Consider the following 19,477-nt stretch of genomic DNA (forward strand, 5'->3'; position numbering starts at 1 on the left):
CCGGGGCTGGCATTTTATCCCGAACAATTATTGCAACCGGCAAGGGGCTACCGCGAGGTGGCCCCTTTCGATTCCGACACCCGCAGAGGCGGATTGATCTGGTCGTTTGGGCTGGCGCTTTTGCCAACCGCAATTCCGGCCGTGAACAGGAAGGCATTGCCCAAGATTTAACTTCGGATACCCGGGGTCAAATACGGGCAGGCCCCAGATTCAGGTACTGGCCGACAGGCCAGCGCCCAGATTCACAAAAGAACATATTGCGAACTGAGAACAAATAGTGTACGGTATTTTTATCGACGACCCGCCGCGCCAATCGTTTGTCCCACACGCGAATCCTCGCCATAAGGAGCACGACCCAATGTCCACCACTGCCCTGCGTATCGTCGAAGGATCCTCCATGGACAAGAGTAAAGCTCTGGCTGCCGCGCTCTCCCAGATCGAGCGTCAGTTCGGCAAGGGCTCGGTGATGAAGCTCGGCAAGAACGACCGGTCCATGGACATCGAGGCGGTGTCGTCAGGCTCGCTCGGGCTGGATATCGCACTTGGCATCGGCGGCCTTCCGAAGGGGCGTATCGTCGAGATCTACGGTCCGGAATCCTCGGGCAAGACGACGCTGGCGCTGCACACGGTGGCGGAAGCCCAGAAGAAGGGCGGCATCTGCGCCTTCATCGACGCCGAGCACGCGCTCGACCCGGTCTATGCCCGCAAGCTGGGGGTCAACATCGACGAGCTGCTGATCTCCCAGCCTGACACCGGCGAGCAGGCGCTGGAAATCTGCGACACGCTGGTGCGCTCGGGTGCGGTGGACGTGCTGGTGATCGATTCGGTCGCGGCGCTGGTGCCGAAGGCCGAACTCGAGGGCGAGATGGGCGATGCGCTGCCGGGCCTGCAGGCCCGTCTGATGAGCCAGGCGCTGCGCAAGCTGACGGCCTCGATCAACAAGTCCAACACCATGGTGATCTTCATCAACCAGATCCGCATGAAGATCGGTGTGATGTACGGCTCGCCCGAGACCACGACCGGCGGCAACGCGCTGAAATTCTATGCCTCCGTCCGCCTCGACATCCGCCGCATCGGCGCGATCAAGGAGCGCGACGAAGTGGTTGGCAACACCACCCGCGTCAAGGTGGTGAAGAACAAGCTGGCGCCGCCGTTCAAGCAGGTCGAGTTCGACATCATGTACGGCGAAGGCGTCTCCAAGATGGGCGAGATTCTCGACCTCGGCGTCAAGGCCGGCCTCGTGGAAAAATCCGGTGCCTGGTTCTCCTATGACAGCCAGCGTCTCGGTCAGGGCCGCGAAAACTCGAAAGCGTTTTTGAAGGCCAACCCCGACATCACCGCCAAGATCGAGACCGCGATCCGCCAGAACTCCGGCCTGATCGCCGAGCAGATCCTGGCCGGCACGCCCGAGCGCGACGCCGACGGCGAAGAGCCGACGGACGAGTAAGCCTTAGACCGAAAAGTTTTCGCGAGGAGCGGGCGCTGAGGACGTTGAGTTGCCGACGTCGTCAGTGCCCGTTTCGTTTTGTGATGTAGCGGTCGGATGGTGCGATGAAGCGTCTGATCTTGACCAGTTCGGCAGGCCTTTGCCTCATGTTGGCAGATCGTGCCGACGTCGTGATTCCGTTCTTCTTCCGTTTTGCATGGGGACCACTACCGTCTCCAGGCGTTCTCGCCAACGAACCACCGTGGCGCTGGGACTCGCAACGCCGCATGTTGGTCGCGCCGACTTAATGTGCATTGCTCGAGGTTCTAAGTATCGATTTTGAGAGGCGATTGCGTCTCGTTTTGGAGTAGGTCACGGGGGCCATGAAACGCGTCATCCTGACCAGTCCGTCCGGCGTCGGTCTCACCTACGCGGATCGCGCGGACATGGTCGTCCCGCTGATCTTTCGATTTGTCTGGGGCCCGCTGCCTACGTCGCACCACCTTGGGGAGTACCTCACAGGAGGCTATTTCAGAGGCGACCCGGAAGTACGTTGGTCCGACCTTGTCGCGCGGTCGCCCAAGAGCGGTCTCGCGCACAAGGAGCTCGGACTGGTCTGGTTCTGCGAGGCCTATGGCGTCGAAGAGATCGAGCTGTGGTTTGATCCCAGCCCGAGCAATTAATTGCAACTGATCTGGATCCTCGACTATCTCCGTTCCGAGCCCTGCGGCCGAGCGTACAAAGCTGCGACTGGTCGATTTCGATTTGCTCGGAGCAGACGCCGACAGGCTTCGCGATCACACCATCCGGCAATTGGACATCGCAGAGCCCGACTTCGAGGACGCCCGTATCGCCTGGGAGGCCTACCGTGCGCCAACGCCGGAGCTCTGTTTCGGGTTGCTCAATCGGGAGTTTCCCACGCTCCCCTTCCTGAAGCCGGCGATGGAAGAATTGTTGGCAGAGCTGCCGTCTCCAGGCACCGGGCTGGGCGCGACGGAAACGCAACTGCTCGATTTAATCGCGAAGGGGCACAATCGCACCAAGGAGCTATTTGAGCCGGGCGGGCTGCTCGACACGCGCGTATTCGACCAGTGGGAGCTCGGTCCGTTGCTTGAAGGGCTCGCCTCTGACCCGATGCCAGCGATTGCCGGTCTCGATCCGAAACTTGCAACCCTCCCACGGCACGATGCGAGAGGTCGCAATGCCGCCTATCGCCGAAGCCGGCTGTCGCTGACGGAGTTTGGTCGCGCGGTTCTGGATGGCCGGGAGGATTTTCGCCGTCACAACCCGATCAGGCGCTGGTGGGGCGGCACGCTTCTGACCAACGAGCGGCTATGGCGGTGGGATCGCGAAAGCCGAAGTTTTGGTTGCGCCTTAGAGGCGCATTCAAGACCGTAGCGTCGGGTGGGCAAAGGCGCGCAAGCGCCGTGCCCACCATACTTCAACAATCTAGAGGTCGTGGGCACGCTCCGCTTTGCCGACCCTTGAGAGACCTACGCCGCATCTTACTCCGCAGCTTCCGCGTAATCGCTCACCGGCGGGCAGGAGCACACGAGGTTGCGGTCGCCATAGACGTTGTCGACGCGGCCGACGGGGCACCAATATTTGTCGGTGCGCGAGACGCCATCGGGGAAGCAGCCCTCGCTGCGGGCGTAGGCGCGCTTCCAATCGTCGTCTGCGATGTCGTGCACGGTGTGCGGGGCGTGACGCAGCGGCGATGCCTCGATCTTGAAGCGGCCGGCCTCGACCTCGGCGATTTCTTTCCGGATCGCGATCATGGCATCGCAGAAGCGATCCAACTCCGCCTTCGATTCCGACTCGGTTGGCTCGATCATCAGCGTGCCCGGCACCGGGAAGCTCATGGTGGGCGCATGGAAGCCGTAATCGATCAGGCGCTTTGCGATGTCGTCGACGGTGACGCCCGAGGTCGTCTTCAACGGACGGGGATCGACGATGCACTCATGCGCGACGCGGCCCTTCTCGTTCTTGTAAAGCACCGGGAAATGCGCATCGAGGCGCGCGGCGATGTAATTGGCATTGAGGATCGCGATCTCGGTGGCGCGCTTCAATCCTTCGCCGCCCATCATCAGGATGTAGATGTAGGAGATCGTGAGGATCGAGGCTGAGCCGAACGGCGCGGCTGAAACCGGACCCACGGGTGCGTCAGCCTGAGTTGCGGGATGACCGGGCAGGAACGGCGCCAGATGCGCCTTCACGCCGATCGGGCCCATGCCGGGGCCGCCGCCGCCATGCGGGATGCAGAAGGTCTTGTGCAGGTTGAGATGGCTGACATCGGCGCCGTAATCGCCAGGCCTGCTGAGGCCGACCTGTGCGTTGAGGTTGGCGCCGTCGAGATACACCTGGCCGCCATGGCCGTGGACGATGTCGCAGATCTCCTTGATATGCTCCTCGAACACACCATGGGTCGAGGGATAGGTGATCATCACAGCGGCAAGATCGTTCGAATGCTGTTCCGCCTTGGCACGGAGATCGTTGACGTCGACGTCGCCATTCTTCTCGCAGGCGACCACCACCACGTCCATGCCGACCATCGCGGCCGAGGCCGGGTTGGTGCCGTGGGCAGAGGAGGGGATCAGGCAGATCTTGCGGTGGCTCTCTCCACGCGCCGCGTGATAGGCGCGGATCGCGAGCAGGCCCGCATATTCGCCTTGCGCGCCCGAATTCGGCTGCAGCGAGATCGCGTCATAACCGGTGATGTCGCACAGCCATTTTTCCAGCCGCGCGAACAGCGCGTGATAGCCGGCGGCCTGCTCGCGCGGGGCGAACGGGTGAAGGTTGCCGAATTCCGGCCAGGTCAGCGACATCATCTCGGTGGTCGCGTTCAGCTTCATCGTGCAGGAGCCCAGCGGGATCATGGCGCGGTCGAGCGCGAGGTCGCGATCACTGAGCTTGCGCATGTAGCGCAGCATCTCGGTCTCCGAGCGATGCGCGTGGAACACCGGATGGGTGAGGAACGTCGTGGTGCGCTTCAGATCGTCCGGCAGCGCCTCGCGCGTGGTGGCATCTAACTCGGCGTAGGCAAGCGTGCCGCCGAAGGCGCGCCAGACGGCTTCGACCGTCGCCGGCGTCGTGGTCTCGTCGAGCGCGATGCGCAAGCTCGCGTCACCAACACCGAGATTGATCTTCTCGGCAGCTGCGCGCGCGACGATCTCAGTGCGCTTGGCGCCCGCATCGACGCTGAGCGTGTCGAAGAAGGTATCGCTATCAGGCGCAAAACCGAGCTTGCGCAAGCCCGCGGCAAGCACCGCGGTGCGGCGATGGACAGTACGCGCGATCTGCGTGAGGCCCTCGGGGCCGTGATAGGTCGCATACATCGCGGCGATCACGGCGAGCAGCACCTGCGCGGTGCAGATGTTGGAGGTCGCCTTCTCGCGGCGGATGTGCTGCTCGCGGGTCTGCAGCGCGAGGCGATAGGCGGGGGCACCGCGGGAATCCACGGAGAGGCCGACGATGCGGCCGGGCAGCGAGCGCTTCAGCGCATCGCGCACCGCCATATAGGCCGCGTGCGGTCCGCCATAACCCATCGGCACGCCAAAGCGCTGCGCCGAACCAACAGCGATGTCGGCACCGAGCTCGCCGGGCGAAGCAATCAGCGTCAGCGCCAGCAGATCGGCCGCAACGATCGCAAGCGCGCCCTTGGCCTTCAGCGCCGCGATCGCGGGCCGGAGGTCGCGCAAGGCGCCGGAAGTTCCAGGATATTGCAGCAGCGCACCGAGCACGTCCGCCTTGTCGAGATCGGTGAGCGGATCGCCGACGACCAGAGTCCAGCCGAGCGGCTCGGCGCGGGTGCGCATCACAGCCAACGTCTGCGGATGCACGTCCTTGTCGACGAAGAAGGCCTTTGCTTCGACCTTCGAATGCCGCTCGGCGAGCGCCATGGCTTCGGCCGCCGCGGTCGCCTCGTCAAGCAGCGAGGCGTTGGCGACGTCGAGCCCGGTGAGATCGCAGATCATGGTCTGGAAATTGAACAGCGCTTCCAGCCGGCCCTGGCTGATCTCGGGCTGGTAGGGCGTGTAGGCCGTGTACCAGGCCGGGTTCTCCAGGATATTGCGCTGGATCACCGCGGGCAAAATCGTGCCGGAATAGCCTTGGCCGATCAGCGAGGTGAAGACCTGGTTCTGCCGTGCGAGCTCGGCCATATGCGCGATCGCCTCGGTCTCGCTCAGCGGCTTGCCGAGATCGAGCGGGGCGGCCTGCCGGATCGAACTGGGGAGCGTTTCCGCCATCAGCGCGTCGACGCTTTTGGCGCCGACCGTCTCTAACATTGCGGTGACATCGCGCGCGGAGGGGCCGATGTGGCGGCGAGCGAAATTGGCGGCGGTCTCGCCGCTGGATTTACGGTGCGCGGTCATCGCTTGCTCCATCGTCTTTAAGCCGTATGTGCCTTGTAGGCGGCTTCATCCATAAGGCCGCCAAGCTCGCTCTTGTCGGCAATTTTCATCTTGAAGAACCAGGCTTTGCTTTGCGCGTCCGAGTTCACCAGTGCGGGCTCGGCGGCGAGCGCGTCGTTGGTTTCGAGCACTTCGCCCGAGATCGGTGCGTAGACGTCGGAGGCGGCCTTGACCGATTCCACGACGGCGGCGGCTTCCGCCTTCTTCAAGGTACGGCCGACCTTGGGCAATTCGACGAACACGACGTCGCCGAGCTGCGACTGCGCGTAATCGGTTATGCCGACGGTGGCGACATCGCCGTCGATCGCGAGCCATTCATGGTCGGAGGTGTACAGCGTCGTGGTCATTTTCGATCCTCAGCGTTTGTAGGTGTTTTTCACGAAGGGCATGGCGGCGACGGTGAGCGGCAGACGTTGCCCGCGCACCTCGGCGAAGAGTTTTGTGCCGAATGCGCTTAAGGCAGTGGGCACGTAGCCCATCGCAACAGGCGCATTCAGGCTGGGGCCGAAGCCGCCTGAAGTGACCTTTCCGATTGCCTCGCCGCCTTCGCTATCTGCAAACAGCAATGCGCCCTCGCGCACCGGCGCGCGGCCCTCGGCACGCAGGCCGACGCGGCGGCGGGACGCGCCGTGATCGAAATGCGCGAGGATCTTTTCAGCCCCGGGACATCCGCCGGCGCGGGCGCCGCCGGTGCGGCGGCTCTTCTGCACCGACCATTCCAGCGCGGCTTCGACCGGCGTGGTCTCGGTGTCGATATCGTGGCCGTAGAGGCAGAGCCCGGCCTCGAGCCGCAGGCTGTCGCGGGCGCCAAGGCCGACCGGCATCACATCCGGATTTTCGAGCAGCATCTTCGCCAGACGTTCGGCGTCGGCCGCCGGGACAGAAATCTCAAAACCGTCCTCGCCGGTGTAGCCCGAGCGCGAGACCAAGCACTTGATGCCGGCGACCTCATGCGCGCCCGCATCCATGAACTTCATGGTGGGCGCCGCTGCACATAATTTCGCCAGCGCCGACTCCGCCTTTGGGCCCTGCAGCGCAATCAGCGCCCGATCGGCAAGCGAATCGATGATGCAGGTGTCCGAGAGATTCGCGCGCAGATGCGCCTCGTCCTCGGCCTTGCAGGCGGCGTTGACGACCAGGAACAGGTGGTCGCCGAAATTGGCGACCATGAGATCGTCGAGGATGCCGCCGGCTTCATTGGTGAACTGGGCGTAGCGCTGGCGGCCCGGTGCGATCGCCACGATGTCCTGCGGCACCAACCGCTCCAGCGCGCGGGCGGCATCCTCGACCTTGCCGGACTTCGGCAGGACGCGGATCTGGCCCATATGGGAGACGTCGAACAGGCCGGCGGAGGTGCGGGTATGGAGGTGCTCTTTCAGCACGCCGGCGGGGTACTGCACGGGCATGTCATAGCCCGCGAACGGCACCATCTTGCCGCCAAGAGACACATGCAGGTCGTAAAGGGGGGTACGTTCCAGGGAGTCTTTGTCATCACGCACGGACATCACAGGGGCCCTCGGCGGTTCCCCGGGGATGATTCCCCGAGACAAACCAGTCGAAGCCCCATCTGTCGCTGTGCCTGAGAGTATTATCCCGTCGGCGGACACTATCCGGGTCTTAAGCCCGTCAGCGCCTCTTTCCAGATGTCGTCAAAGCCACGCGGTCCTTTTGCCTGAGAGTTTCCGGGGCGGTTGCTCCTTCGGCGCCGGCTAGCTGATGCCGGTCTCTCCCGACGTGGCCGTACGATACAGATGGGTACAGACCACAGGCCAGCCAAGCCTGTCAACGCAGGGATTGCGGCTTTCAACGGGATTGCTGGGGGATGACGCGACTGCGGCAACCCTCTGATCTGCTTGCACAGTTTCTGGACAGCGAAGCTGGCCTTGTCTAAAAGCGCTTTGGCCCGCAGATATCAGCCCAAATCGACAGGTTTGGATGGCAAATTGGCGGGTCCAAGCACACCCGATTGGATGAACATGAGCGGCGTCAACGAGATCAGGTCGACCTTTCTGAACTTCTTTGCCGAGAACGGCCACGAGATCGTGTCGTCCTCGCCATTGGTGCCGCGCAACGATCCGACGTTGATGTTCACCAATGCCGGCATGGTGCAGTTCAAGAACGTCTTCACCGGCGTCGAGAAGCGGCCTTACCAGCGCGCGACCACCTCGCAGAAATGCGTGCGCGCCGGCGGCAAGCACAACGATCTCGACAATGTCGGCTACACCGCGCGCCATCTCACCTTCTTCGAGATGCTCGGCAACTTCTCGTTCGGCGACTATTTCAAGGAGCGCGCGATCGAGCTCGCCTGGAAGCTCATCACCAAGGATTTCGGGCTGAAGAAGGACAAGCTGCTCGTCACTGTCTACCACACCGACGACGAGGCGCACGGGCTCTGGAAGAAGATCGCCGGCTTCTCCGACGACCGCATCATCCGCATCCCGACCTCGGACAATTTCTGGGCGATGGGCGACACCGGTCCGTGCGGTCCGTGCTCGGAAATCTTCATCGATCGCGGCGACCACATCTGGGGTGGCCCTCCCGGCTCTCCGGAAGAAGACGGTGACCGCTTCCTCGAATTCTGGAATCTCGTGTTCATGCAATATGAGCAGGTGACGAAGGAGGAGCGCGTGGATCTGCCGCGTCCTTCGATCGACACCGGCATGGGCCTCGAGCGCATGGCTTGCATCATGCAGGGCGTCGACAGCGTGTTCGAGACCGACTTGTTTCGTCATTTGATCGATGCGACGTCGTCGGCGCTCGGCGCCGGGCCGAACGAGCAAACGGTTGCCTCGTTCCGCGTCATCGCCGATCATCTGCGCTCCTCGGCCTTCCTCGTCTCTGACGGCGTGCTGCCTTCGAACGAAGGCCGCGGCTATGTGCTGCGCCGGATCATGCGCCGCGCGATGCGCCATGCGCAGCTGCTCGGCGCCAAGGAGCCGCTGATGCATCGCCTGGTCTGGGCGCTGGTCCGCGAGATGGGCCAGGCCTATCCCGATTTGATGCGCGCGGAAAACCTGATCGAGGAAACGCTGCGGCTGGAAGAGACCCGCTTCCGCAAGACGCTTTCGCGCGGCCTCGCCATCCTCGACGAGAAGAGCGCGTCCTTGAAGAAAGGCGACATGTTCGATGGCGACGTCGCCTTCACGCTGTACGATACCTACGGCTTCCCGCTTGACCTGACCCAGGACGCGCTGAAGTCGCGCGGCATCGGCGTGGATCAAGCGTCGTTCACGGATGCGATGGAGCGTCAGAAGGCCAAGGCGCGCGAGTCCTGGAAGGGATCGGGCGAAGCGGCGAGCGAGGCGATCTGGTTCCCGCTGCGCGAGAAGCTCGGTGCGACCGAATTCCTGGGCTATGAGACCGAGAGCGCCGAAGGCGTGGTCTCGGCCTTGGTAAAGGACGGCGCTGAAGTCGCCAGCCTGAAGGCCGGCGATACCGGCGCGCTGCTGCTGAACCAGACGCCGTTCTACGCGGAATCCGGCGGCCAGGTCGGCGACACCGGCGTGCTCACGGGTGAGGGCGGCATCAAGTTCCGCGTCACCGACACGCAGAAAAAGCTCGGCGATTTCTTCGTGCATGTCGGCACCGTCGAGAGCGGCGAGCTGAAGGTCGGCACGGCGCTGCAGCTCGAGGTGGACCATTCGCGGCGCTCGTCGATCCGTGCGCATCACTCGGCGACGCATCTCATTCACGAGGCGCTGCGCCAGGTGCTCGGCGATCACATTGCCCAGCGCGGCTCGATGGTCGCGCCGGATCGCCTGCGCTTCGACTTCGTGCATCCGAAACCGATCACGGCGGAGGAGCTTGCCCGCGTCGAGGACATCGCCAACGACGTGGTGCTGGAGAACGACGAGGTCACCACCCGCGTGATGGGTGTCGATGAAGCACGTGAGGCTGGGGCGCGCGCCCTGTTCGGCGAGAAGTACGGCGACGAGGTTCGTGTCGTCTCGATGGGCAAGACCGCGCGCGAGCGCGGCGCCAATGCGCTCGGCTGGTCGGTCGAGCTCTGCGGCGGGACGCATGTGCGGCGCACCGGCGATATCGGCCTGATCACGCTGACCGGCGAGAGCGCGGTGGCCTCCGGCGTCCGCCGTATCGAGGCGCTGACCGGCAATTTCGCGCGCCGGCATGCCAACGAGACCATGGCGCTGGCGAAGACCGCGGCGAACGAGCTGCGCACCTCGCTCGACGACGTCCCGGCGCGCATCACCGCGCTGATGGAGGAGCGCAAGAAGCTCGAGCGCGAGCTCTCCGACGCCCGCAAGAAGCTGGCGATGGGCGGCGGCGCGTCCGCCGGTGGCGGCGCAGCTGCTGGCGTGCGCGAGGTCGGCGGCGTCAAGCTGATGGCGCGTGCGGTCGAGGGCATCGAGATGAAGGATCTCAAGAGCCTCGCGGACGAGGCTAAGAAGCAGATCGGCTCCGGCGTGGTCGCCATCATCGGCGTCACCGAGGACGGCAAGGCGGGCGTCGTGGTCGGCGTCACCGCGGACCTGACCGCGCGCTTCAACGCCGTGAACCTCGTGCGCGTCGCATCCGAAGCGCTCGGCGGCAAGGGCGGCGGCGGCCGGCCCGACATGGCGCAGGCCGGCGGCCCCGATGGCGCCAAGGCGTCCGAGGCGCTGGCGGCGATCGAGAAAGCGATGGGGGCTGCGTAATCGCCATGCGCCTCGTTCCGCGAGGACGTGGGCTTCGCGATCCGAACTTAAGGGATCGCCTCTACGAATTGCTGGAGCACGATCCGCTGGCCTATTCGGCCGGATCGCGCTTCATCCAGATCATCATCGGCGTCATCGTGCTGAACGTGACCGCGATGGTTCTGGCCTCGGTGCCGGATCTCGACGCGCAATTCGGGACGCTGTTCTCGGCGATCACGATCCTGTCCGTGATCGTGTTCGCGCTGGAATATGCGGCACGGCTGTGGACGGTGGCGGGCCACACGCCGCGCAAGGGCTCGGCGCTCGCCGACCGGCTCGGCTACGCCTTCTCGGCGCTCGGCATCATCGACCTCATGGCATTCCTGCCGGCTGCGATCGTGCTGACCACGGGGCGCCACGCGACGCTCGCAGCCCTCGGCGTGCTGCCGTTCTTCAAGCTGATCCGCTACTCGCCGGCGATGCGCTCGCTGCTGGCGGCTGTGCATGCCGAGCGGCGGGCGCTGATCGGCTGCGTCGTCATCCTGATCGGCGTGGTGCTGACCTTCGCCTCGCTGCTCTACGCCATCGAGCGCGACGTGCAGCCGGACAAGCTCGGCACCATCCCGCAGGCGATGTGGTGGGCGATCGTGACGCTCGGCACCGTCGGCTATGGAGACGTCGTGCCGGTGACGGCGCTCGGAAAATTTGTCTCGGTGTTCGCGATCATCTCAGGTTTTGCCATGATCGCGCTGCCGGTCGCCATCATCTCGACCGCGTTTGCCGAAGAGGTGAAGCGGCGCGACTTCGTCGTGACCTGGGGCATGCTGGCCCGGGTGCCGCTGTTCTCGCATCTGGCGGCCGCGGAGATCGCCGACATCATGCGGCTCTTGCGCGCACGCACCGTCGAGCAGGGCGAGATTTTGGTGCGGCGAGGGGATCCCGCCTCGTCGATGTATTTCATCACCGCAGGCGAGGTCGAGATCGCGCTGCCGAGCCAGCATGTGCTGCTCACCGACGGCACCTTCTTCGGCGAGATCGCGCTGCTACACAAGACAAAACGCAGCGGCACGGTGACGGCGACGCGCAAGACGCGCCTCTTGGTGCTCGACGCGCAGGATTTTCACGCCCTGATCGCGCGCATGCCCATGCTTGCCGCCCATGTCCACCAGACAGCGAAAGCGCGGCTGGAAGAGACCGGCGATCTCGCCGCAGCCGAGCTCGCGCAGGCCGAGCGCGACGGCGGCGACCGCTGAGCGATCAGCCCTTTTTCAGGAAGACGTATTCAGCCGAGTAGGGCGCGCTTCTGAACTCGCCGGCCTTGTCGCAGGCCCCGTCTAGCTTGCCGCCATGGGTGTTGATGCGCTGGACGGTGGTCACAGGCGTCAACACGCCGCTGCCGCGGCGGGAGGCAACCTCGAGCTTCAGCAAGGGGATATCGGCAGCCGTTGCGCCCGGTGCGTTGCCGATGGCCTTGCCGACCACGGCGCTGCCGTCGGCATGCTCCCAGTTCGGCCCGGCATAGTGACGGCCGATGGTCTTGCCCTCGGAGAGCAGCGTCGCGATCGGCTCGCGGAAGGCCCAGGCGAGCTTGCCGTCGGCACCGGCCTTGCACTCGTAGACCTGCGCGCCCTCGGCGTGGACGCTGAGGACCGTGGTCTCGCCCGATGCGGCGATGGCGTCGGGAAGCTCCGCAGCCCCTGCTGGTCCAATCATGGCCGCAAGTGACAACAGGCAGGGGACGGCAAACTTGACGAACATAGTCTATCTCCGCAAAGGGCTCTCAAAAAACGAATGGGCCGCGCCTGCGCGCGGCCCATCATGATGTTTAACCCCGACCGGGCGAAAATAATGCGCGGGCGAATTACGCCGCGAGCGCCTTCACGAGATTGTCAGCGACCTTGTCGAGGAAGCCTGTGGTCGAGAGCCAGCGCTGGTCGGCACCGACCAGGAGCGCGAGGTCCTTGGTCATGTAGCCCTCTTCGACGGTGTCGACGCAGACCTTCTCCAGCGTGCTTGCGAACTTCGCTAGCTCGGCATTGTTGTCGAGCTTGGCGCGGTGCGACAGGCCACGGGTCCAGGCGAAGATCGACGCGATCGAGTTGGTCGAGGTCTCCTTGCCCTTCTGGTGCTCGCGGTAGTGACGGGTCACGGTGCCGTGGGCGGCTTCCGCTTCGACGGTCTTGCCGTCCGGGGTGAGTAGCACCGAGGTCATCAGGCCGAGCGAGCCGTAGCCCTGCGCGACCGTATCGGACTGCACGTCGCCGTCGTAGTTCTTACAGGCCCAGACATAGCCGCCGGACCATTTCAGCGCCGAGGCGACCATGTCGTCGATCAGGCGGTGCTCGTAGGTCAGGCCCTTTGCCTCGAATTCCTTCTTGAACTCGCGGTCGTAGATGTCCTGGAAGATGTCCTTGAAGCGGCCGTCATAGACCTTCAGAATCGTGTTCTTGGTCGACAGATAGACCGGGTAGTTGCGCAGCAGGCCGTAGTTCAGTGAAGCGCGGGCGAAGTCGATGATGGAGTCGTCGAGATTGTACATCTCCATGGCCACGCCGGCGCCCGGAGCCTTGAACACTTCCTTCTCGATCACGGTGCCGTCCTCGCCGACGAACTTCATCGACAGGGTGCCCTTGCCGGGGAACTTGAAGTCGGTCGCGCGGTACTGGTCACCATAGGCGTGGCGGCCGATGATGATCGGCTTGGTCCAGCCGGGAACCAGGCGCGGCACATTCTTGCAGATGATCGGCTCGCGGAAGATCACGCCGCCGAGGATGTTGCGGATGGTGCCGTTCGGCGACTTCCACATCTGCTTGAGGTTGAACTCCTTCACCCGGGCTTCATCAGGGGTGATGGTGGCGCACTTGACGCCGACGCCGACCTTCTTGATCGCCTCGGCGGCGTCGATGGTCACCTGATCGTTGGTGTGGTCGCGGTACTCCATGCCCAGGTCGAAATACTGCAGCTCGACATCCAGGAACGGGTTGATCAGCTTGTCCTTGATGTACTGCCAGATGATCCGGGTCATCTCGTCGCCATCGAGTTCGACGACGGGATTGGATACCTTGATTTTTGCCATGATCGGAGAAGCCTTCTTGGGAACTGGTGGTGGAAATCTCCCGCGCTATAGCACCGCCCGGGGGCGGGCGGAAGCGGAGCGGTTATGCACTTTCAGCCCATCTTTTCGCCGAGATCAGTCATTCCGGCGAGGCCGGAATGACTGATGCAGCACCTTGTTTGGGCACCCATCCCGCACGCGATCCGGGGCCCTTCCGGAGCGCCTCTAAAAGGCAGCCTGGGTGGCCGTGCCTGCTACGATGTACCAGGTCACGAACAGGCCCGAGATCAGGGCGCCCGGCAGGCTCGATCCGGTCCGTCGCCAGGTGAAGGTCGCGATCACGGCGACGATGGCGAGCAGCGGCACGAACTGGATGGCGACGATGGTCGAGAGCGGCACGAAGCCGGGGTCGGGCAGCGGGTTGAACAGCTTCCCGGTCAGCCAGAGCGTGCCGTATTGCAGGGCCAGCAGCACGATGAAGCCGAACGTGAGCGCCAGGATATTGGTCAGATAAAGCGCGAGCCGCGGCGCCTCCATGGTCGAGAAATTCCGGTGCAGCACGTGCAGTGCCACGACGAAAAATGCCGTGAACGGAGCGAGGTAAATCAGGAAGATCAGAACCTGCTTCGGGTTCATCAGCTTCAGCGCGATGATCCAGAAGCGGAAGTCGATCTTGAAGGCGAGGTCGGTGAGCCACAGCGCGGCATAACCAACCGCGACCGAGACGACAGCGATCACGAGCGACTGGCCGAGCAGCCCGGCCCGGCTCTTGCGCTTCGGGGCGAAGCCCATCAGCGCCAGTGTGATCAGGCCGTTGATGATGGCCCAGACCAGGATCTGGTTGGTGATGCCCTGCGGCAGGAATGCTGACGGCGTCACGAAGGTACCGCCGAGCGCAAAGGCCGGGTAATAGGTCAGCGCCGGGATGAAGGCGGACAGGATGAACGCCGTGGTCCAGCGCCGGCCCGCGGCGGCCTGATGGGGCGGCATGCTGCCGTCGGGGACGGCGGGCAGGCGCAGGCGGGAGAACATCGGCGCCTCCAGCAGGCCGTCGAAGGTGCCGATCAACAGCACGACGAAACCGACGAGCGCGATCAACGTGCCGAACTCCTTGCGGAACCAGATCTGGTCGTCGGCCGGCCGGGGCGTGCCGCCTTGCAACGTCTTGGCGAACCAGTCGAGGCTGTAGCCGATCGCTTCATGCGAAATGTGCTCGGCCGGGTGCGTGATAGCAGGCGTGTACAACACCCGGGCGGTGCCGGCCGCCGGATCGCCATAGACCTTGCCTGGCTCGACCGGCCCCTGCGTGCCGAACATCGCCCACAGCTTCGGGCTCTTGGTGACATCGCGGGCAAGGTCGACGCCCCACATCAAAGTGGAGAATTCCTCGTACTGGGCGAACACGAGCGCCACATTGCGCGGCCAGCTCGTAGTGCCGTCCGCAGCGAAAGGTTTGCCGGTCGAGGAGCCTTCCAGCACCATCGACTTGTAATCATCAGGCATCGCGGCTGCCGCGGCCAGGACCGTCCAGCCACCCATGGAGTGGCCCTCGAGGCCAATATTCGCCTTGTCGACCATGTCGAGGCTTCGGAGATAGGCGAGGCCGTCGGGGCCGCCAAAACCGTTGGCGAAGGCGGGTGGGTCGCTATAGCCATGGCCGGTCTGGTCCAGCGCCAGCACGACATAGCCGCGACGGGCGAATTCGATGGCGAAGCCGTCCTGGGTCTCGCGCGAATTGATGTAGCCGTGGACGGCGAGGATGCCGGGTGCCGGGGTCTTCGCGGTGGCATTCGCGGGGATGTAGAGCAGCGCACTCATGGTGTTGCCCTTGGCGCCCTTGAACCTGACATCCTGGATCCGGACGCCGCCGGCGGTTTGCGTCAGATGGGCGATGAGGCCGCCCACCACGATCAGGACCAGTCCCAGAAGCGCCAATTTCCATCGGCTCAGCATCGCCATCCCCCCACTCAATTGTTGCTTCAGCTCAGGCCTTTCGGCTTCGCTTTGGTTGTGGTTGATAGCCATATCCGAAAGCAAAGCGCGCGCAAGCCGGGCGGCGAAATCGTCCCCAATTGAGGTGCGATTGCGGTTTCGCAAACGCCGCTAACCCTGTTATCTCGGCTTAAGAAATTGCGCCGCACGGAAGGCGGCACGACTGCGTGGATGAGGGCTTGGATCAGCGTCTTCGGACTGGAGTTCAACCTCCTTCGGAAGCTGAACGAGACGAACGCTGAACCAGAAAGTGAACTGAGAATGTCCGGCACCGACAAGACCAAGGCAGGGCTCGCCCTCGACGGCCCGATCGTGATCCTGGTCGAGCCGCAGCTCGGGGAAAACATCGGCATGGCCGCGCGCGCCATGGGCAATTTTGCCTTGAGCGCTTTGCGCATCGTCAATCCGCGCGACGGCTGGCCGAACATCGCCGCGCAGCGGGCCGCCGCCGGGGCCGACCACATTCTGGACAAGGTCGAACTCTTCGACACGGTCGAGCAGGCGGTCGCCGATCTCGACCTGTTGTTCGCCACCACCGCGCGCCCGCATGACCAGGCCAAGCCGGTGGTGGGGCCGGAAGCCGCAGCCAGCGAGATCGCCGGGCATGTGGCGACCGGCGGCAAGGCCGGCATCCTATTCGGGCGCGAGCGCTGGGGACTGACCAATGAGGAGGTCGGACTCTCCAACCGCATCATCACCTTCCCGGTCAATCCGGGCTTTGCCTCACTCAACCTCGCCCAGGCCGTGCTGCTGGTCGGCTACGAATGGTTCAAGCAGGCGACGGCGGGCGAGCTGCCGCACGCCATGCCTGAACGTTCCGAGCGCGCCTCGCAGCACCAGATGCAGGCCTTCTTCGACAACCTCATCCGCGAGCTCGACCGCGTCGAATTTTTGCGCCCGGCCGAGAAGCGCGACACCATGCTGGTCAACCTGCGCAACATTTTCAGCCGGATGGAGCCGACCAAGCAGGACATGCACACCCTCCATGGAGTCGTCATGGCGATCGCGGAGGGACGCAAGGGCCCGGCAAAGGGCGGCGTGCTCGACGGCGAGCAAGCCACGCGCCTGCGTGCGCTGCTGGCCGAGCATGGGCAGGCCGGCGGCACGCCCGACAGCGGCTCGACCGTGCGCGGCCTCGCGCGCCTGCTCCGCCGCAACCCGACAGATGCCGAACGCCTGCTCTGGCAGGCGCTCACGCGCGACCGCCGCTTCGCCGGTGGGTTCAAGCGCCAGACCCCGGTGGGGCGGCACATCCCGGACTTCGTCTCGTTCCCGCATCGGATCGCGATCGAGCTGGTCAACCCGGGCGAGGGCGAGACCATCGCTGCCGACCGCGCGTCAAGGCGGGCATGGCTGGAGGCGCGCGATTATCGCGTGCTGGAGATCCGGGCCGCGGATGTGGAGCGGGATCTGGAGGCGGAGTTGGTGCGGCTGCAGGGGATGGTGGAGCAGAGCGCGTAGGTCTCGTCACGCACAGGTCTCGTAGGGTGAGCAAAGCGAAACGTCCCACCATTGCCCCGCGCGAAGCCGAGATAGAAGTCGTGGGCACGCTTGCGCTTTGCCCACCCGAGACCTCGCTTGTAGCGAGGGTTACGATCCGCGCCGCCGTAGCTCGAAGCGCAAAGGCGGAAGCGGTGACCCATGTCGCTTCGCCCTCGGCTTGCAATCGGTGGATTGTCAATGCTACGATTTGTAACATTGCGGGTCGTCATCCAGCGGTTGTGGCGGCGAACGGAAGAAAGAGCGTGCCATGTCCAGCCGATCTGCCCGAAGCGACACGACCATCACAGCCCTCATCCCCGAGCTCGACGCGCTGGCTGCGGAGGTGATGGCGGAGTGGCAGGTGCCGGCCACGACGCTCGCCGTCGTGCAAAACGGCGAGACGGTCTTGCTCAGGGCGTGGGGCCAGCGCGACGTCGAGACCGGGCTGCCCGCGACGCCAGAGACGCAATTCCTGATCTGCTCGATCACCAAAACGTTCACCGCCACGGCGTTGGCGCTGCTGGTGGACGAGGGACGGCTCGACTGGACCAAACCTGTCCGCGACAGCATTCCCGAATTCCGCCTGCATGACGCGATCGCGACCGATCGAGTCACCGTGCGCGACCTGCTCAGCCATCACTCCGGCCTGCCTCGCCACGACTGGATATGGATTCCAGCCGATCTCTCGCGCGGCGAGATGATGAGCGCGCTGCGTCACCTCGAGCCGGCCCGGGACATCCGCACCGAGTTTCAATACAACAATCTCGCCTACAACGTCGCCGGCCTTGTCGTCGAGCGCATCAGCGGTCAGAGCTATGAGGATTTCGTCCGCACCCGGCTGACCGATAAACTGCGAATGTCGGTCGGCTTTTCAGCAGAGGAGTACGCCGCTGCCGCTGACGCCGCCGTTCCCTATCTGGTGGAACGCGGCGACGTGCGCTCGCGCAGCAAGTTCTTCCCCATCACCACGACGGGCGCCGGCGCCATCGTCACCTCGGTTGCCGCCCTCGCCAACTGGATGAAATTCCTGTTGGCCGAGGGCGAATTTGCCGGCGAACGCCTGCTGTCGTCTACGCTGATCCGGGAGATGCAATCGCCGCGCGTCTTCTCAGGCGCTGCGGAGTGGCAGGAGTTCGGCCATTCGCACTACGGGCTGGGCTTCAACAACACCGCCTACCGCGGCGAGCGCGTGGTCGGACACTCCGGCGGCTGGCTCGGCTGGAGCACGCTGATGCGCCTCATCCCGGCGCGAAACACCGGCATCGCCGTCTTCACCAACACCGGCGGCAATCCGGTGCACAGCATCCTGATCAACCGCATTCACGATCATCTCGCCGGCAACGAACCGGTGTCGTGGCTGGACCGCCTGCGCGACATGCGCCGCAAAGCGCTGGCGCAGCAGAAAAGCGACGATGCGGCGAAGCCGACGGCGCGCAAGCTGAATACGAATCCCAGCCATGATCTCGCGGATTTTTGCGGCGCCTATGAGCACCCGGCCTATGGCCGGGTTGTCATCACACAAGACGGCGACAGCCTGCATTGGGCCTGGCGCCGCACGAAGGCGAAGCTCGCACACCGGCACTACGATTCGTTCCAGTTGCCTTACGTGTTGGGAGACCTCAATCCGGACGATCTCGTGATCACCTTTGCGACCGACCGCGACGGCAGCATTGCGAGTCTCTCGGCCCAGCTCGAGGTGCTGGTGCCGGACATCGTCTTCACGCGCGCCGCCGCGGGCGAATGCATTGACCCCGCGTTCCGGTCGGCCTGCGTCGGCGAATATATTCGCGGCGACCAGACCCACGTCGTCACAGAGGATGCCGAGGGCGAGCTTACGCTGAAAATTCCGTTCGTGCCGCTCTACCGTTTGCGGCCTTATCAGGGCGCGACGTTCAGCATCGTCCAGCTCGACGGCTACCGCACCGAATTCCGCCGCGGCCCGTCCGGCGCGATCGAGGAACTCGTTTATCATCAGCCGAACGGCACCTTCATTGCGAAGCGCAAACTGTAGGGTGATTGGTCAGCTAGCCGAAGGCGCAATCCACCCCGCGTATGCGCCGTCACTTCCCTGGCGGATCGAGGAACACATATAGCGCAGCGATCCTGTCGTTCTCCACGATGATGACGTCCCAGCCGGTGTAATCAGGGGCTTCGCCGCGCGGACCTGATGACCAGGCCAGCCGTCCGGCGTTGTGAAGCGCCTGCGGCTCGCCAATCGGCGTGTAGACGAAGTGGGGATGCGTGGCCCGCAGATCGCCGGCGAACTTGTCGATCGCGTCGCGGCCGACAATGACACCTGGCGGGACATACAGGGCGGCGTTCTCGGTCCAGAGTTCGTCGATTGCGGCACGGCGGCGCTTCGCGTCGCCCTCGCCGAAAACCTCCTGAAGGTTGCGGTGAAGCAGCTCGTGGATGCGATCGGTCGATGTGTTGGTTCGGGTCATTGGTTGTCTCCAAACTGCATTGGTCTTGTAGG

General features: G+C 64.3%; 14 protein-coding genes and 1 riboswitch. Of the genes, 7 read left to right on the plus strand and 7 right to left on the minus strand.

What is annotated here, in order from left to right:
- Positions 1-358 precede the first annotated feature (358 nt).
- From recA to L6639_RS32415, 3 genes are all read left to right on the plus strand, one after another.
- Complete coding sequence (gene recA, locus L6639_RS32405; protein WP_237865672.1) at positions 359-1,447, plus strand: recombinase RecA; 1,089 nt, start codon at positions 359-361, stop codon at positions 1,445-1,447.
- 362 nt (positions 1,448-1,809) lie between these two features.
- Complete coding sequence (locus L6639_RS32410) at positions 1,810-2,109, plus strand: hypothetical protein (RefSeq protein ID WP_237865673.1); 300 nt, start codon at positions 1,810-1,812, stop codon at positions 2,107-2,109.
- Positions 2,110-2,191: 82 nt separating this feature from the next.
- Positions 2,192-2,824 (plus strand): hypothetical protein, encoded by a 633-nt coding sequence (locus tag L6639_RS32415; protein WP_237865674.1) that lies wholly within the window; start codon positions 2,192-2,194, stop codon positions 2,822-2,824.
- A 107-nt stretch (positions 2,825-2,931) separates the two neighbouring features.
- Here L6639_RS32415 and gcvP read toward each other — a convergent pair whose 3' ends face one another.
- From gcvP to gcvT, 3 genes are read right to left on the minus strand one after another with little or no spacing between them, the layout of a single operon-like run.
- Complete coding sequence (gene gcvP, locus L6639_RS32420; protein ID WP_237865675.1) at positions 2,932-5,799, minus strand: aminomethyl-transferring glycine dehydrogenase; 2,868 nt, start codon at positions 5,797-5,799, stop codon at positions 2,932-2,934.
- Positions 5,800-5,816: 17 nt separating this feature from the next.
- The gene (gene gcvH / locus L6639_RS32425; RefSeq protein WP_237865676.1) at positions 5,817-6,185 is read right to left on the minus strand and encodes a glycine cleavage system protein GcvH; all 369 of its coding nucleotides are present in this window, start codon (positions 6,183-6,185) and stop codon (positions 5,817-5,819) included.
- A 9-nt stretch (positions 6,186-6,194) separates the two neighbouring features.
- Entirely contained in the window at positions 6,195-7,343 is a 1,149-nt protein-coding gene (gene gcvT / locus L6639_RS32430; RefSeq protein ID WP_237865793.1) for a glycine cleavage system aminomethyltransferase GcvT, read from the minus strand.
- Positions 7,344-7,489: 146 nt separating this feature from the next.
- A riboswitch (glycine riboswitch) is annotated at positions 7,490-7,580 on the minus strand.
- A 234-nt stretch (positions 7,581-7,814) separates the two neighbouring features.
- Between gcvT and alaS the strand changes: the two genes are divergently transcribed.
- Both alaS and L6639_RS32440 read left to right on the plus strand, forming a co-directional pair.
- Positions 7,815-10,493, plus strand: coding sequence for an alanine--tRNA ligase (gene alaS / locus L6639_RS32435; protein ID WP_237865677.1), 2,679 nt, complete (start codon positions 7,815-7,817; stop codon positions 10,491-10,493).
- A 5-nt stretch (positions 10,494-10,498) separates the two neighbouring features.
- Positions 10,499-11,725, plus strand: coding sequence for a cyclic nucleotide-gated ion channel (locus L6639_RS32440; RefSeq protein ID WP_237865678.1), 1,227 nt, complete (start codon positions 10,499-10,501; stop codon positions 11,723-11,725).
- 4 nt (positions 11,726-11,729) lie between these two features.
- Here the strand turns inward: L6639_RS32440 and L6639_RS32445 are convergent, their stop codons facing one another.
- From L6639_RS32445 to L6639_RS32455, 3 genes are all read right to left on the minus strand, one after another.
- A complete protein-coding gene (locus L6639_RS32445; protein WP_237865679.1) occupies positions 11,730-12,230 on the minus strand; it encodes a DUF3455 domain-containing protein in 501 nt (166 codons plus the stop codon).
- Between the two features lie 103 nt (positions 12,231-12,333).
- Entirely contained in the window at positions 12,334-13,548 is a 1,215-nt protein-coding gene (locus L6639_RS32450) for an NADP-dependent isocitrate dehydrogenase (RefSeq protein ID WP_237865680.1), read from the minus strand.
- A 204-nt stretch (positions 13,549-13,752) separates the two neighbouring features.
- Positions 13,753-15,480 (minus strand): alpha/beta hydrolase family protein, encoded by a 1,728-nt coding sequence (locus L6639_RS32455; RefSeq protein ID WP_237865681.1) that lies wholly within the window; start codon positions 15,478-15,480, stop codon positions 13,753-13,755.
- A 300-nt stretch (positions 15,481-15,780) separates the two neighbouring features.
- Here L6639_RS32455 and L6639_RS32460 point away from each other — a divergent pair, with 300 nt between their 5' ends.
- Together L6639_RS32460 and L6639_RS32465 are read left to right on the plus strand one after the other, a co-directional pair.
- The gene (locus L6639_RS32460) at positions 15,781-16,980 is read left to right on the plus strand and encodes a TrmJ/YjtD family RNA methyltransferase (RefSeq protein WP_237865682.1); all 1,200 of its coding nucleotides are present in this window, start codon (positions 15,781-15,783) and stop codon (positions 16,978-16,980) included.
- A 289-nt stretch (positions 16,981-17,269) separates the two neighbouring features.
- Entirely contained in the window at positions 17,270-19,012 is a 1,743-nt protein-coding gene (locus L6639_RS32465; protein WP_237865683.1) for a serine hydrolase, read from the plus strand.
- Between the two features lie 49 nt (positions 19,013-19,061).
- Here L6639_RS32465 and L6639_RS32470 read toward each other — a convergent pair whose 3' ends face one another.
- Positions 19,062-19,445: a nuclear transport factor 2 family protein gene (locus tag L6639_RS32470; protein ID WP_237865684.1), complete on the minus strand. Its 384-nt coding sequence runs from the start codon at positions 19,443-19,445 to the stop codon at positions 19,062-19,064.
- Positions 19,446-19,477: the final 32 nt, after the last annotated feature.

The organism is Bradyrhizobium zhengyangense, assembly GCF_022012555.1.
Lineage (GTDB): Bacteria > Pseudomonadota > Alphaproteobacteria > Rhizobiales > Xanthobacteraceae > Bradyrhizobium > Bradyrhizobium zhengyangense.